This is a genomic window from Pedobacter sp. PF22-3, from assembly GCF_026239555.1.
GTDB lineage: Bacteria > Bacteroidota > Bacteroidia > Sphingobacteriales > Sphingobacteriaceae > Pedobacter.
Genome location: NZ_JAPIVP010000003.1, coordinates 218128 through 233614 on the forward strand (window position 1 = coordinate 218128; position 15487 = coordinate 233614).

Genomic DNA, 15487 nt, shown 5'->3' on the forward strand with positions numbered 1-15487 from the left:
TAGAAATTAATTGTTTGCATGTTAAAGTCATCCTCACATCTTAACCGTTTTTTTATCTGTCTGGCATTGTTTTTATATGCCGGAACAGCGCTTGCACAAGAAACTGTTTTAAAAGTAGAAATAGATCCCGCTATCACATTTCAAACCATCGAAGGATTTGGTGCTTCTGATGCATGGACTTGTCAGTTTGCAGGCTTATGGCCGGCAGAAAAAAAGGATAAGATGGCCGATTTGCTTTTTAGCACCCAAACTACTAAAGCGGGGCAACCCCTGGGTATTGGGCTTAACATGTGGCGTTTTAGTATTGGTGGTGGCAGTGCCGCCCAAGGTAAGGCAAGCGATATTGGCGACGAATGGCGTCGTCAATACGCTTTTTTGCAGCCAGATGGTACTTATGACTGGAACGCAATGCCCGGACAAATCTGGTTTTTAAAAGCAGCCAAAAACCGTGGCGTAAAACAGTTTATTGGGTTTGTGAATAGTCCGCATGTACTATTTACCAAAAATGGAAAAGCTTACTCTACAGATGGAAATTGTAACCTGAATTTTGACAAACTTCCTCAATTTGCCGATTACCTGGCTACAACCATTAAAGGCATAAAAAAGACAACTGGAATTGAATTAAATTACCTTAGCCCTGCAAACGAGCCCCAGTGGAAATGGAATGAGCACAACCAGGAAGGCTGTCCATATAACAATGCCGAACTTGCTCAGCTTTACAGGGGTGTTAATGCTGCTTTGGTTAAAAACCAGGTTAAAACCAAAATACAGATCGGTGAGGCTGGTCAGCTAGATTATTTATACGATAATGGCAACAGTGCAAAGGGAAATCAGGTACATCAGTTCTTTAATCCTTCTTCGCCCAATTATGTAGGCAACCTTGCTAATATAGATCAATCTATTTCTGGACATAGTTATTTTACCACCAGCCCAGAAGAAAAATTTATTGCTGTTCGTAAAAAAACAGCCGAAGCAGTAGCGCAAATAAAAGGTTTAAGATATTGGATGTCTGAATATTGTGTACTTGGTGATGAGGTGCTTAAAGGCGAGAAACGCGATTTAGGCATGGTAACAGCTCTTTTTATTGCGAGGTTGATCCATCATGACCTGGTTATATCCAACGCTACCTCATGGCAGTGGTGGTTGGCCGTATCAGCCGGCGATTATAAGGATGGTTTAGTTTATATCGATAAAAATAAAACAGATGGTCAGGTTTATGATAGCAAGCTGTTGTGGGCATTAGGTAATTATAGCCGTTTTGTTACCCCTGGTAGTAAACGCCTTCAGGTTAAAACTATGGGGACAGATTTACCTCAGGTAGATGTATCATCTTATCTGCAAAATAATAAGCTTATAACCGTATTGGTTAATCCTACAGAAAAAGATCTTGATCTGAACATGGAGGTAAAAGGAAATAAACAAAGTTTTGTACAAACCTACGTTACTTCAGATCAATACAATTTATCGCCGTACAAACAATATCAGGATACCAAACATGTGCGTATTCCTGCTAAATCTGTTACCACCGTAATCAGTAATTAAATCTGATTAATTTGAAATGATAACGTTCCTCATTTTTTAAACCCATAACATTTGGTTTGTGCTGCAAAGCATTTTATAAGATGATATGGAAAAACTATGCTTTTGATTTTTTAAATAATAATACCTCTTTAATGAAACCTACCTTAAAACACATACTAATTAAAGTAATTTTAATTACTTGTTTTGCCAGCTTTGGTGCATTCGCACAAGTTAAGCATACTTTTAAACTGGCAGACTCTGTTTTTCTGCTCGATAATAAACCCTTTCAGATCATTTCGGGCGAAATGCATTATCCGCGCATACCAAGAGAGGCCTGGCGCGATAGAATGAAAATGGCTAAAGCGATGGGTTTAAATACCATCGGTACTTATGTGTTTTGGAACGTGCATGAGCCGCAGAAAGATCAGTTCGATTTTTCTGGTAATAATGACATTGCTGAATTTGTACGCATTGCAAAAGAAGAAGGTTTATGGGTATTGCTTCGCCCTAGTCCATATGTGTGTGCAGAATGGGAATTTGGCGGCTATCCATTTTGGTTGCAGAACATTAAAGGTTTACAGGTAAGAAGTAAAGAAGCACAATATTTAAAAGAGTATAAAGAATATATTACAGAGATTGGTAAACGTTTAGCGCCATTGCAGATTAACCATGGTGGCAACATTTTAATGGTGCAGGTAGAAAACGAATATGGTTCTTATGGAAACGACAAAGAATACCTGAAAATTAATGAACAGCTGTTTAAAGATGCCGGTTTTGATGGTGTACTTTCTACCTGCGATCCGGTTGCCGCATTAGAAGGCGGGCATTTGGCGGGTTTGCTTCCAGGCGTTAACGGGATCGATAATCCAACTCAGATCAGAGCACTGATTAACAAATATAACAATGGCAAAGGCCCTTACTTTGTGCCAGAATGGTATCCGGCATGGTTCGATTGGTGGGGCACTAAACACCATGAAGTAGATCCAAAAACATACGCCAACAAACTGGATACCGCACTTAAAGGTGGCATTTCCATCAACATGTATATGTTTCATGGCGGTACAACCCGGGGTTTTATGAATGGAGCAAACTACAACGATTCTACTGCTTACGAACCACAGATTAGCAGTTATGACTATGATGCACCTTTAGATGAAGCGGGTAATGCAACACCAAAATTTATGCTTTTCCGCGAAGTGATTAAAAAGAATTTGGCAGCGAACCAGGTACTTCCTGATGTACCTGCTGCTAAACCTGCTGCGACGTTGCCTGCCATTACATTTAATAAATCTACCGACATCTTTAGCCTGATCGGTAAACCAAAATTAAGCGAACGACCATTAACTTTCGAGGCCCTTAACCAACCCTATGGTTTTGTGTTATACAGCAGCACCATAAAAGGTGGACGTAAAGGCGTAATTAAAATTAACGAGCTGCGTGATTACGGATTAGTATACATCAACAAAAAACTGGTTGGCGTTTTAGACAGGAGGCTTTACCAGGATAGTTTAGTGCTTAATCTGCCTGCCGGCACTGTACAACTGGATATTTTGGTAGAAAACCTGGGGAGGATCAATTTTGGGCCTTATCTGCTTAAAAACAATAAAGGGATTACTAAAAATGTAACTTTTAATGGTCAGGAAATTAAATCGTGGAAAATGTATCCTTTACCATTTGATAAAGTAGATACCCAAAAAATACAAGCTAAAGTAAACAGCCAATCTGCCGCGGTACTTAAATCGGGTTTCTTTAATTTAACAAAAGTTGCCGATACGTATTTAGATATGCGCCAATGGGGCAAAGGACTGGTTTGGGTTAACGGACATAATTTAGGTAAATATTGGGGCATTGGACCACAGCAAACCATCTATCTGCCAGCAGAATGGCTTAAAAAAGGAAAGAATGAAATTGTAGTTTTTGAATTGCTTAAACCAAAGCAAAATACATTAACCAGTCTGGATAAGCCTATTTTAAATGAATTAAAATAATAGTATTTCGATTTTCTTCTTAAATTAACGCCTCACTAACCAAGTATTAATTACAAAACCTATGAAAATTAAAACGTCAGTTGTAACGATGGCCGTTATGTTAAGCACATGCTTAATCGGCTGTAAAAAACAAGAGTTAGTTACAGAAACCCCAAAGACTGAAAAAGCAAGTGTAGAATCGGTAGGTGCCGCAGGTATTGCAGGGGTAAACTGGGCTGATGGCCGTGACAATTTTGTTGATGGCTGGGTTATCCCGTCAGGATTAACCGCTGGTGATAATTATACCACCGTATCAGCAAAGGCAAATGCCATTCTAACGGGGTTTCAAACGAATATGCCTGGCGTAAATACAGTTAGATTACCCATTAATCCTCCTAGTGTAGCAGAAGCATGGTGGGGTGCTTATACTGGCGCAATAGATCGCGCATTGAGCAAAAATATGAAAGTAATTCTTGCTTGTTGGGAAAGCGCGTCTTCCCACAATGGTACGATAGATAATACCACGCAGTTTTGGGACATGTGGCAAACCGTAGTGGATAAATATGGTAACAATGCCAATGTGTATTTCGAACCTATGAATGAGCCATACAGTTATTCGCTTACTCAACTAACAGCTATTTATGCCGAATGGTTATCCCGATATCCTAACGTAAGCAAGGGGAGGATTCTATTAGGCGGTACCGGCTATTCGGAAAATGTAACAGGTGTTGGTGCCGATAGCCGTTTTTCGGGTTGTTCGCTGTCCTTGCATAACTATGCTTTTTGGGCTACCCGATCTCAATCTGCATGGGAGAGCGATTGGAGAAACCGTTTTGGCAATTACGCAAGTCGTACTGTTGTTACGGAGTACGGCGCCGCCATGACCACAGGCAAAAATTACACAGGTTCCGTTGGAAGTGACAATGAGATTGCCTACATAGTTGGTTCTACCAATGTATTTAGAAATGATAAAGTTGCCAGCGTATACTGGCCTGGGCTTAGGGACAACGACAGTTACAGTATCCAGAACCGCGGCGGAAGTGGCAATAATATTACTTTAACCACCACCAATACATCAGGCTTAAGCCGTATCAGGTATGGATGGGGTTTATAATATGATTTTAATTGGAAAAAAAGCCTTCTCCTAATTATATGCGCTATTGTTTTGGTCAGAAATATTGCGCAAACGTTTGGAGTATGCCAGAATGTGCTTTATAAGCAACCTGGCATACTATTATTTTTATGTAAGTGCTTTTTTCCTGATTCTGCTCAATGTTTCTAACCTCATACCTACAAATGAAGCCACATACTTTAAAGGCACACGGTTGATGAGGTGCGGATAGTTAACTAAAAACCTTTGGTAACGTTTTAATGCGGTAGGGAGCCTGCAGATAAAAGCCCTTTCAGATGCCCCCTGGAAATAAGTTTCGGTCATTTTTCTGCCGATATAATTTGCTATAGCAAAATTTTCGTAAAGAAATTTTGTCATCTCATGTGGAATGGCGATCGCAAATACGGGATCTATCGTTTCAACATATTCGTCAGAGCTTTCATTCTCCCATAAATTTCTGATGGTTCCTGCCAATTCATTTTCTGCAGAAATCCAGGTGGTAATTTTTTTATTTCCCATTTTGAGGTAGCCGTGTACTGCGCCTTCTAAAATCAGAAAAATGTAACGGTTACGTTTTAATGGCGAGGCAATATGTTTGTTTTTGGCAAAATGCACAGGAAATGTGTCGCGGTTAATAATGTCTTCCATTTCTGGAGTAAGTGCATGGTAAGCCCTAAAGACCGAAATAAGTGGCGAGAAACCACCAAGTGTAGCCCATTTATCTTCACCATAAATGTTTTCAATATTCATTAGAGAAAAGCGAGTTTGTATTAAAAAGTGAAAATAAGTATGAAAATAAAAAAAACAATAATTTATTTACACCCAATAGGAATGTTAATTGCCGGCCGTTACAAATCCATAAAAATACATCATGCATGTAGGGGAGATGGCTTCGCTTTTAAGCTGTTTTACCAGTTAATTATGTTTTATGTTAAGGAGAAATATTTTCTTACCTCAGGTTGATTGATTTTGTAATTAAGTTGCCTGATAAATATTTTTTTTTGTTCTTGTTTAATTAGATGATTTATAAATATTTAACCCCATTTTGTGAAGTTCATGTTAACTTTTTATTAAATATTTTTAATTTACCTTTTGCAAGATTGAATTTAATTCCTAACTTCGCAGCCTCGAAAGGGAGAAATGATTCCGTAGCTCAGCTGGTAGAGCATTACACTTTTAATGTAGTGGTCCTGGGTTCGAATCCCAGCGGGATCACACCAAAGACTATCAAAATGTATAAAACCCTGCAATCGCACGATTAGCAGGGTTTTTGCTTTTAGGGAATTGCCAAATTTCACACGAATTCACAAAACTTTGGTGAGTGATTCGGTGAGTAAGGCAAAACGGTTAAAATTGACTCACCGAATTGTACATAATTATTTATTGTACAGGTTGTTACAAACTGAACATCTTGTGTAGATTTAGTTGCAAAGCTATTTTTGTTTCACCTTTAATCGTTAGATTATGAAGACCAATTTTAGCCTGCTTTTCTATTTGAAAAAGCAAAAGAACTATGTAAGTGGAAATGTGCCGATCTACATGAGGATTACCGTAGAGGGAAATCGTGTAGAGATGGCCACCAATCGGGATTGCGACCCTAAGCGATGGAACGCCAAGGGTGGCAGAGCTATCGGCTCAAAAGAAGAGATCAAGGTGTTGAACACCCATCTTGACCAATTGCAGAATGCAGTGTATTATGCCCATCAACGTGTTTTCGATATGGGGTTGCCTATTACTGCCGATGCCATCAAATCAAGTTATCTAGGTACGCTCATTAATTCACATACCCTATTGGAAGCGGTTGCCGATCATAATTTAAAGATGGAGCAGCTTGTGGGTAAAGATTATGTGCGTGGCACGTTGAACCGTTATAAAGTTCTGGAAAGACACCTTAAAGTTTTTATTCCTTTGAAATATGGTGTAGCCGATATGGACATTAGAACTATCGACCAGGCATTTCTGAACGGATTTGACCATTACCTAAGGTCTGATAAGAACTGCGCGAACAACTATGTTGTAAAAAGCATTAAGAACCTCGGGAAAATCCTTCGCATCTGTATGGAGAATGAATGGATAGATAAATCGCCATTTACAGCTTATAAAGGCAAAACAAAGAATGTTGATCGCTTTTATCTGAACAAGGAGGAATTGGCTCATATCGCGGGAAAAGAGTTTTTATCGGAGAGATTGAAGCAGGTGAGAGATGTTTTTATTTTCTGCTGTTTTACTGGTTTGGCTTATGTCGATGTCTTCAAACTGAAACAGGAGAATATCAGAAAGGGAATTGATGGCGACCGATGGATCTTTACCAATAGGCAGAAAACCAAAACAAGATCGTCGGTTCCGCTACTGTCAACAGCTGTTGAGATTGTCGACAGGTACGCAACCAACAAAGTTTGCCTTAATAAAGGCTTGCTTCTTCCTGTTCCCAGCAACCAAAAGATGAACGAATACCTGAAGGAGATTGCCGACCTGTGCGGCATAGAAAAGAAGCTGACTTCGCATATTGCTCGCCACACATTCGCCACAACGGTTACGCTGTTGAACGGCGTTCCGATTGAAAGTGTATCGAAGATGCTCGGACATACGAACATCAGGACCACCCAGCATTACGCGAAGATTTTGGATATCAAAGTAAGCGAAGACATGGCAGTGCTAAAGAAAAAGTTAGCTATGATATAAATCAATAAATTTAATAACCACAGCCAACTGACAAATATTTAAAAATATTAGGCATTAATTCCTGTTTTAGTTAGATTTGTAGGATGTTAAAGGAATTGAACAAAAGAGTAATCGTTGTGCATTGGAAAAGATTTGCCAGTACAGATATCGATGTGTTTTCAAGTCTGAAAGGATTTTGCGACAGCTACCCAACCTATAACTATCATACATTGAACAACTATCTTTCGAAAAAAAAGGTTCCATTCGAAAACGATGAAATCAAAATTGAAAGACATCCACTGATACAAAAGGTCATAAGACCAGACCTTCCAAAGGTACTGTTCTGGGATTTCGATTTTGAAAAACTGGACTGGAACAGGAGTTACAAAACCGTTATCGAACGGGTGCTTGATAAAGGCAATACAATGGATTGGGAAGAGATGATCAGGTTTTATGGTAGAGAAAACGTAATCCGAGCCCTCAAAGAAGACATCACCTATCTTTCTGATATGACCATGGAGGCCGTTTGCAAATATTTTCAGTTGAGCAAAGAAAAACTCAGATGTTACACAAAGAAACAGTTACACCAGGGACACTGGATCTAATCCAGACACTGATGCAAGACCATCAGCTCAACTCCTTTTACCTTGTAGGCGGTACCGCATTATCCCTGAGGATCGGCCATAGGGAATCCATAGATATCGACCTTTTCAGCTCATCGGACTTTGATGGTGATGAACTCGCTGTATACTTAAGGAACAGCTATGGCGCAGATGTAAAACGCCACAAGAGCAACTATGTAAGTGGTAGCATTGGCGAAGTTGATTTTGATTTTATCTCGCACAAGTATCCATCTATCAGGCCAATAGAAACAATCGAAGGCATAAGGATGATGTCCAATCAGGATATATCGGCCATGAAGATTAATGCAATTGTCAATAGTGGACAACGGATCAAGGATTTTATCGATATACATTACCTGTTAATGGAAATGCCTTTAGATGAAATATTGGATTACTACTGCCAGAAATATCCAAATGTCGACTCTAACACTGCTAGGTCGTCTCTAATGTACCATAACGATATTGACTTTAATGTTCCCGTAAAACTGATGGATGGAAAGCTAAAATGGCAGGATGTGCAGAAAAGCATTTCAAAGGCGGTACGTGAATATACCAGTCTACTAGAAAGCAGGGAATTGTATCGTAAGCTTCAGGAGGCAAAAAATAGCCAGAAAAATGACCGTGGCAGAGGGATGAGTCGCTAGATTTTCACAATAAGATAGGTTATCACAATTCGTGATAACCTATCTTATCTTAAGGTACCAAATTGGCACCTTAAGATATGAAGTATTTTAATTGGTTCAAAAGACAAACTGAGTTGCGGTTGATGGTGAGCATTAATTTAGATTTAGCGGAAATGGTTGGAGATCATTCCTGCTTCGCTTAACCAATCGGCACCATATTCTGTAGAATTGCAGTCAACTATTACCGTTTAAATTGCTGTTTTTAATTGTCAGCTGATTACCTTATTTTAGTTTAAAGTTCTTTAACTCTATCTCTCTTTTTATACAATCCATTCCCATATTTTAATTGTTTACGGTTTCCCATAAGGTGCGCCAATATTTTAGATTTAGTTTTGAAAGCTTGATGTTTTAAAGACAAATGATCAACAAGACGAAATTGTCATCTGATGCTAACGAATTTGGCTGGACTTTGGATGGCCGAGTAATATAAATTCAACAGTAATACGGTAACTTTAGGCTGAGTCAAATAAACTAAAAAAAACAATAAACTAATTATGTCAACAACACATCATTCAAACGGGAGAGCAAAATGGTCTTTAGGAAGTGCTTATCATGAAAACGGAAGAACCGCATATTCGTTAGGAACTGCCTATCACGAAAACGGAAGAACTGCGTATTCATTAGGAACTGCCTATCATGAAAATGGAAGAACCGCATATTCGTTAGGGACTGTTTACCATAGTAATGGAAGAACCGCATTTTCGCTAGGAACTGCCTATCATTCAAATGGAAGAACTGCATATTCTTTAGGTACCTTTTACGATGAAAATGGAAGAAGAGTTGACAATAAGAGCTTTAGTATTGGATTAGGAAAAGGTATTCAAATACAAATTATACCAACTATAAAAATTACAGTTTATGGGAGAAAGATAAACTAATCCCAAAATTAACACTTGCAAGGGTATTGCGTCAAATGGGCTGAAGTGTAAACATTTGGTTCTTGGCTTCTAATGCAATTTTGTAGGGGTAAATATTTCCGACTCGATTTAAAACTTTGTAAACACTGGTCAAAGGAAAAGCCAAAACAGTTTCTATGTCATCGGAAATTGATGAATTTGCAAGTAAACCTATTTAGTAAAATATTTTAGAAAATTTTAATATGGCTTTAATAGATTCTTATCGAAATTCAAAAATTAGTAAGCAAAGGGAACTTGCTAGTTTAAATTCAGAAAAGGCAAAGGAATTTGTAAAACTATCTGATTTGAATAAAAAAATAAATTCAGCATCTGAGTCGATTAAACGTACAAAGATTGTAAGTACAGTCAACTCAAAAATGAAAGAGATTGAGCGATATAATAAAAACATAGCTGATACAAATAAGAAAATAGCAGATATAGAATCTAAGATTGCTAAGAAAGAAAAGGAAATTTTTGATTACCAAACCAAAATTGAGAAAGAACAAAGCAATCTTGATAAAAAAAGAAATGCTGAAGCTGAAAAAATCACTAAAGATCAGGAAAGAAGCTTAAGAAATATAAATTCAACGTTATATCTTCATGATAAATTGCATCGAAATACTTTAAATGAAATCAAGGAATTAAAAAATATTCCCGAGAAAATCACAGTTTTATTTTTGGCATCCAATCCAATAGATCAGGTGCAATTGCGTCTCGACGAAGAAGCTCGATCTATTTCGGATATGATAAGAAAAGCGAAACTCAGAGATTCTGTAAAACTTGAATCTTGCTGGGCGTTACAACCAATGGATTTGCTTCAAGCTTTGAATGATTTTAATCCTACAATTGTGCATTTCAGCGGTCATGGTTCAAACGAAGATGAAATAGTTTTTCAAGCTCAAGATGGTACTGCGAAATTGGTTAGCAAAGAAGCTATCGTTCAGACGATGATGGCGTCATCAGAAAATATTAGACTTGTATTTTTTAATACTTGCTATTCTAGAAATCAAGCTGAAGCAGTATCTCAATTTGTAGATGCAACAATAGGAATGAATACATCAATTGGAGATGAAGCAGCAAGAGTTTTTTCTTCACAATTCTATTCTTCAATTGGTTTTGGTCATTCTGTTGGCAAAGCTTTCCAACAGGCTAAAGCATTATTGATGATGGAAGGCATAAAAGAAGAAAACACACCAGAATTATTTATAAAATATGGAATGAACTCGAACGAGATAATATTGGTAAAACCTTAAAAAATTAAAAGCCTTCTGCTAAGTGAAATTTTAGCAGAATTGAATTCAAGGAGACTTTTACTCTATTTTCTCCAAATCAATTTGCCAATTAAAAAAAACATCTTTGGCTGTACTTCAAATTTCAACCTAACTATGCTACTTCAATTTTAAAGGGGTACAAGTCTCTTCATTTTCCCGAATTTAATTCAGAAAAATCAAACAAATCTCTCGGGTCAACCTTTAAGAACTTCGCATAAATCGAAACATGGCTGATGCTGGTGTTAACCTGTCCTAGTTCAGTTCTTGCTATCTGGCTTTGCGATACTTCAGTTAGTAATGATAGCTGTTCTTGAGATAGTCCACGGCTTTCGCGTACCTGCTTCAGCTTTTGGCCGAATTTCTTAATAAAATCTTCGTCTTTTAGATACTTCACAAAACAAATAGACAGCTATAAAACAAAATAATTAATAGCAAATTTGCTATTAAAAGTAATCTTTCTTAAATTAGCTTTATGAAAAAATAAAGGAACAAAAAATAATATTGCAGTTCTATCATCGGTAAAGGAATTGCTAACAAGCCTCGCAACTAAATCTGACAGTTTATTCCCGCGAGAGTAAGTTGAGCAACCAAAACCCTATATTTGCTATAGGGTTGGTGCTCGCTTATGTCTTTTGTGGGAGCCCTTCTGAAAGGAAGGGTGGCTTTGTCAGAGCCAAGTTACATTAGACTAAGTGGGTTGCCAACCCTATTGTAATTATGGCATCCACTTGTTGAGGCTTATTTAATTTTAAAATTAAATGAGATCAATATGGAACCATCAAAATTATTACCAGAGGCCGAACACGCTGTCAATTTCAGGGAGTTTATCCATCGGCTCGCCCAGAAGTTCGAACCGCTACAGATCCTCAGCTTTTCGCAGAACAGCTACACTCATAATTCTCAGGGCTGCTTTAATGATGGTCAACACTATTTCAGATGCGACTATTGCCTATTGGTAGTTACTGAAACTGCAACCCGAGTTGATTATGAAATGCAGGATTTCGCCAACAACTATTATCGGCAAGGCACAATTACCATCATCTGCCATGGCAGGCAATCCGTTATCGACGCAGTACAGCAAAACAGCCGCTTTTTTATCAGCGTGCTTACCTATGGAAAACTGCTCTATAGTAAGGATGGACTGTTAGACAATGATCCAATCTTTGCGTTTATCCCCACAAAGGGCGCAATCAAGGCACTTAAACATTATGAACATCGCATGCCGCTGGCTGACGGATTTCTGATGTGCGCATCCGAATGTCTGGAGAAGGAACAGTTTGGAATATGTGCCTTTATGCTCCATCAGGCCGTAGAACAGACTTGTATCTGTCTGGTGAGGGTTAATATCGCCTACCGTTCTGAGTTCCATAATCTTTACCGCCTGCTCCGTCTGTGTCAATGCTTTTCTGAAAAGCCTTTTCAGCTTTTCCTGTCCAGTCCCGAAGACGAGCGGTTATTTGACGTAATGGCAAAAAGTTATTCTGGTTCACGTTATAAAGATGATTTTATGGTTTCCCGACAGGATGCGGAGCGTCTTTATCAACGGGTCGCACCTTTTCTTTTGTTGGCAAAAGAGATGTGCAACGAAAAAATAGAACTGCTTGCTAAATCGGCATCAGATTATGCAGCCTTAAAAAATGCTGATCATGTACAGATCGAAAAAATATTACAGACCAATATTTGAAACTATGGAAAAGCAAACAAAAAGAACATCGGATAACAGGATCGTTTATCTTGACAATGATGAAATAACAGATCCGATAAAAGTGATACACGATTTTTTCAGTCACTCCTGGTTGCCCAATCATTTGAAGATGCTGAAACGCTGGCGAAACGATGCAGCACTTGAATCCGAAGAATCGAAAAAATGTAGCCCAGACTACCTTGTCTATAATTACGAACTGACCATAAAGCTGATAGAGGCCTCCTGGCTCTTAAAGAACCACAAGCTTGGCAGACTTGACTTCGATGGCCAAAAGGAAAGTGATATCGCAAAATGGTACATCAAAACCGAAAGGAAGAAGCTACGGGACTATCCTGAAAATCTGAGCATTCGGGAGATCGTAAAGCCTTCATCTGTACTGAAGAAAATGTTCAGGATATATAAACTGGACGGCTACAAAAAAATCCTGAACACATGGCTTCACGAAGCGCTTAGCAACTCCTTCATGGAAGAAAGCCTTTCCAAATCTGAAGTAATCACAGTTTACGAACAATTGGTCAAACTGTTCGAGGCTACGTGGCTGATCAGTGAGCGAATAAAAGATGGCAATTAAAACTTTATTTTCCGTCCCGACTGAACGAACGGTCTAACGGAAAAGACAGGCCAACCACCAAACCTTTTCCGTAAACACCAGAGCAAAAACAGCGGGGCTGTGTGGGCTGGCGGTTTTTGCAGGCCGCAAATGCGCGGGGGGAAAATCTGATGCTACCGCCCAAGGCCTTGGTTTTGTTGCATCTTTCGCTTCCGCCTTTTCCGTGCTGCAAGCTCCGCTGGATTTACGTCAGGTTCGATCGACTGCACTGGTTCCAGCATGGCCTCGATAAATCCACTGATCGATCGGCCTGTTACCTTGACCATATCCGCAACCGAGTGAAAAAGCCCATCTGCTACATCCCGTGCCAGTTCATTAACATGCTCAAAATTATGGCGCTGATTTGTTGACATTTCAAGAATATCCATCTGTTCCTTCTGTGCGATACTGCCATTCTTCTGGACATTGGCATGCGCAAAAGTCTCCTTTAGACCTCTGTCAAAACCAAAGAGCCTATCAAAGATCGTCTCTCCCGATTGCTTGAACGCCACACGGTTGAACTGTCCAAGCTTTTTGGAATGTGCCTCGTTCTTGCCCCTTGAATTGTTCATAGGGCTCAGCTTGATTTTGTTGCTGGCATCCTTTCGGCTTACGATAATCTGAATGTGCATCTGGTTGCCCTCTTTTCTCTCACCACGTTTCCTTTCACCGTTTAATACTTCTTTGTCCTTGTAGCCGTAGTAGCGATGGTGCTCAATCTTACCGAACCACATCAGGTCTTTTGCGGAACTGATGCCTTCACGCTTGAAGTTTCTGGCATATTCGTCCATTACCTTTTCGGCATATTTCTTCAGCTGTTTATTCATCTCCTTTTTGCCATAGCTTTCTTCAAGATATTTAAGTTCTTTTTGGCTGGGGCTGATGTTGACCAGAAAGAACTTTGCATCGGCCTTGCAGAGCTTGGCGATATTGTTATCTATTAAATGCCGCACCTCATAGGATTCGATCCTGTTGCCACTATGATTAAACCAAAATTCCGGCTCAAGTTTATCTTTGATCCTGTTCTCCTTTTCAAGATAGTGCACCAACTCCCTGCTGCTTCCCTTGTTGTTTGCGGTTAGGCTGTCGGTAATATTGATGTACATATCAGAGCAGTTCTATTTGTTTACGCGCCTGTTCGGCCAGTTCCTCTTTTTCCTTGCCCGATGTCATCATGCCCATTCGTTCCCGTTCCCTGATGTAGCTATTCATTATCAGCATGAAATTCTTTTTCAACCTTTCCTTTGTGATTATTTTCATCTCTATGTTGCTGGCTACTTCGTGCAAAGTGCCCAGTCTTTTTGCCTGTGCCGACTGGTTTGACAGCATCTCATCATTGTGCTTCAGTATCTGACCATTGAAGCGGTCAATTATCTTCTTCATTGCTTCGATCATCCTAGCCGAATCACGTTTGATGGGAATGAGCAGTTCGGTCTCCTGTGTTTTGATGAAGCCGATGTATTCCTTTTGCCCTTTAAGGATGGCATTCTTCAACAGTTCATCGTTCAGGTCGGTCGGATCTTTTTTGCTCCGATAGAAATACTCCACCATCTGCGAGAATACTAAACGCTTTGACCTGCCGAGCTTGAGGGCGATCTTTTCGAACTTCACATCATCACTTACCGAATATTTTACCGTTCTCAATGTTTCCTGCATATCCGTATATCTTTATAACCAGTTATATCGCACCCTTATGGGAGTTCCAATTTTCACTTCAATACCACTTTAACAATGGCCGAGAACCCCTGGAGGGTTCTCGAAACCCCCACCGCGTAGCGTAGGGCAAGCAAAGTAGGGCTCTGCCCAACTTCCGCTTGCTCCTTTTCCGAAAGAAGGAAAAGGACTTTTCTGCAATGTGCCTACCCCTCATGGTTCGCCGTTATTGTCCAATAATGTAACCCGGCTGGCAAGGTTCGGATGGTAGGACGGTTCGTATTCGATGAGGCCGCTTGCGATCAGCTCGCCCATGCATTTGTGATAGGTGGCATAAGAACGGATGGCCGAATGTTTCATCAGTTCGCGCCTTGATACCCGAAACGGGTTTTGGCGTGATGCCTTGTCGTGGTACATGAGTATGGCCGAAAATAGGCTAAGGTGCGATTGACGGAAACGCCTGTTCCCGCTGGCAAGCTTCAGAAAGCTGGCCAGTTGTTCTGCGGTTCCCATTAGGAATTTCCGATTTCGCCCAACAACTGTTCGATGTCGGCATGTGCATAATAGAATATGCCGCCGATCTTTTCATAGGGAAGTATCCCCTTGATTCGAAGGTTCTGCAAGGTGCCAGAAGAAATCTTCAATAGCTTCCTTACTTCCGAACTTCGGAGGAATTGCTTGTTGGTTACCGTTTCATTTGTTTTGATGGTCTGTTTGATCTCCTCAATAAGTTCGGACTTGAACCTGTGGAGCTCTTCTCTCGTTAAGATCTCGATCTGCATAATGCCTCCGTTTTTAAGTTTACGG

The 15487-nt window shown here is 39.7% G+C and carries 16 protein-coding genes and 1 tRNA gene; 11 read left to right on the top strand and 6 right to left on the bottom strand.

Features of this window, described 5'->3' with window-relative positions; genetic code table 11:
• Positions 1-18: 18 nt before the first annotated feature.
• The 3 genes from OQX63_RS05700 to OQX63_RS05710 all read left to right on the top strand — a co-directional run bounded on the left by OQX63_RS05700 (position 19) and on the right by OQX63_RS05710 (position 4602).
• Entirely contained in the window at positions 19-1542 is a 1524-nt protein-coding gene (locus tag OQX63_RS05700) for a glycoside hydrolase (protein WP_265849926.1), read from the top strand.
• Positions 1543-1673: 131 nt separating this feature from the next.
• Positions 1674-3509 (top strand): glycoside hydrolase family 35 protein, encoded by a 1836-nt coding sequence (locus OQX63_RS05705; protein WP_265849927.1) that lies wholly within the window; start codon positions 1674-1676, stop codon positions 3507-3509.
• Between the two features lie 61 nt (positions 3510-3570).
• Positions 3571-4602, top strand: a complete 1032-nt coding sequence (locus tag OQX63_RS05710; RefSeq protein WP_265849928.1) for a cellulase family glycosylhydrolase — start codon at positions 3571-3573, stop codon at positions 4600-4602.
• Positions 4603-4728: 126 nt separating this feature from the next.
• Here OQX63_RS05710 and OQX63_RS05715 read toward each other — a convergent pair whose 3' ends face one another.
• Positions 4729-5349, bottom strand: coding sequence for a Crp/Fnr family transcriptional regulator (locus OQX63_RS05715; protein ID WP_265849929.1), 621 nt, complete (start codon positions 5347-5349; stop codon positions 4729-4731).
• Between the two features lie 392 nt (positions 5350-5741).
• Between OQX63_RS05715 and OQX63_RS05720 the strand changes: the two genes are divergently transcribed.
• The 6 genes from OQX63_RS05720 to OQX63_RS05745 all read left to right on the top strand — a co-directional run bounded on the left by OQX63_RS05720 (position 5742) and on the right by OQX63_RS05745 (position 10715).
• Positions 5742-5814 (top strand) — tRNA-Lys (locus tag OQX63_RS05720).
• 249 nt (positions 5815-6063) lie between these two features.
• Entirely contained in the window at positions 6064-7281 is a 1218-nt protein-coding gene (locus OQX63_RS05725) for a site-specific integrase (protein ID WP_265849930.1), read from the top strand.
• Positions 7282-7364: 83 nt separating this feature from the next.
• Positions 7365-7865: a DUF6922 domain-containing protein gene (locus OQX63_RS05730; RefSeq protein ID WP_265849931.1), complete on the top strand. Its 501-nt coding sequence runs from the start codon at positions 7365-7367 to the stop codon at positions 7863-7865.
• Positions 7823-8527 carry a nucleotidyl transferase AbiEii/AbiGii toxin family protein gene (locus tag OQX63_RS05735; protein ID WP_265849932.1) on the top strand — a complete coding sequence of 235 codons (705 nt, stop codon included), beginning with the start codon at positions 7823-7825 and terminating at the stop codon, positions 8525-8527. The genes OQX63_RS05730 and OQX63_RS05735 overlap by 43 nt, the downstream gene beginning before the upstream one ends.
• A gap of 533 nt (positions 8528-9060) precedes the next feature.
• Positions 9061-9444, top strand: a complete 384-nt coding sequence (locus OQX63_RS05740; RefSeq protein WP_265849933.1) for a YadA-like family protein — start codon at positions 9061-9063, stop codon at positions 9442-9444.
• Positions 9445-9665: 221 nt separating this feature from the next.
• Positions 9666-10715 (top strand): CHAT domain-containing protein, encoded by a 1050-nt coding sequence (locus OQX63_RS05745; RefSeq protein ID WP_265849934.1) that lies wholly within the window; start codon positions 9666-9668, stop codon positions 10713-10715.
• Positions 10716-10881: 166 nt separating this feature from the next.
• On the opposite strand, the gene OQX63_RS05750 is transcribed toward OQX63_RS05745, so the two are convergent.
• Entirely contained in the window at positions 10882-11127 is a 246-nt protein-coding gene (locus OQX63_RS05750) for a helix-turn-helix domain-containing protein (protein ID WP_265849935.1), read from the bottom strand.
• 375 nt (positions 11128-11502) lie between these two features.
• Between OQX63_RS05750 and OQX63_RS05755 the strand changes: the two genes are divergently transcribed.
• Together OQX63_RS05755 and OQX63_RS05760 are read left to right on the top strand one after the other, a co-directional pair.
• Positions 11503-12417 (top strand): HEPN domain-containing protein, encoded by a 915-nt coding sequence (locus tag OQX63_RS05755; protein ID WP_265849936.1) that lies wholly within the window; start codon positions 11503-11505, stop codon positions 12415-12417.
• Between the two features lie 4 nt (positions 12418-12421).
• Positions 12422-13009, top strand: coding sequence for a hypothetical protein (locus OQX63_RS05760; RefSeq protein ID WP_265849937.1), 588 nt, complete (start codon positions 12422-12424; stop codon positions 13007-13009).
• Positions 13010-13161: 152 nt separating this feature from the next.
• Here the strand turns inward: OQX63_RS05760 and OQX63_RS05765 are convergent, their stop codons facing one another.
• The 4 genes from OQX63_RS05765 to OQX63_RS05780 all read right to left on the bottom strand — a co-directional run bounded on the left by OQX63_RS05765 (position 13162) and on the right by OQX63_RS05780 (position 15462).
• Positions 13162-14133 (bottom strand): DUF5712 family protein, encoded by a 972-nt coding sequence (locus OQX63_RS05765; RefSeq protein ID WP_265849938.1) that lies wholly within the window; start codon positions 14131-14133, stop codon positions 13162-13164.
• Between the two features lies 1 nt (position 14134).
• A complete protein-coding gene (locus tag OQX63_RS05770; protein WP_265849939.1) occupies positions 14135-14683 on the bottom strand; it encodes a BfmA/BtgA family mobilization protein in 549 nt (182 codons plus the stop codon).
• A gap of 210 nt (positions 14684-14893) precedes the next feature.
• On the bottom strand, positions 14894-15193 hold the full coding sequence (locus tag OQX63_RS05775) for a hypothetical protein (protein WP_265849940.1): 300 nt from the start codon (positions 15191-15193) through the stop codon (positions 14894-14896).
• Positions 15193-15462, bottom strand: a complete 270-nt coding sequence (locus OQX63_RS05780) for a helix-turn-helix domain-containing protein (RefSeq protein ID WP_265849941.1) — start codon at positions 15460-15462, stop codon at positions 15193-15195. The genes OQX63_RS05775 and OQX63_RS05780 overlap by 1 nt, the downstream gene beginning before the upstream one ends.
• Positions 15463-15487 lie beyond the last annotated feature (25 nt).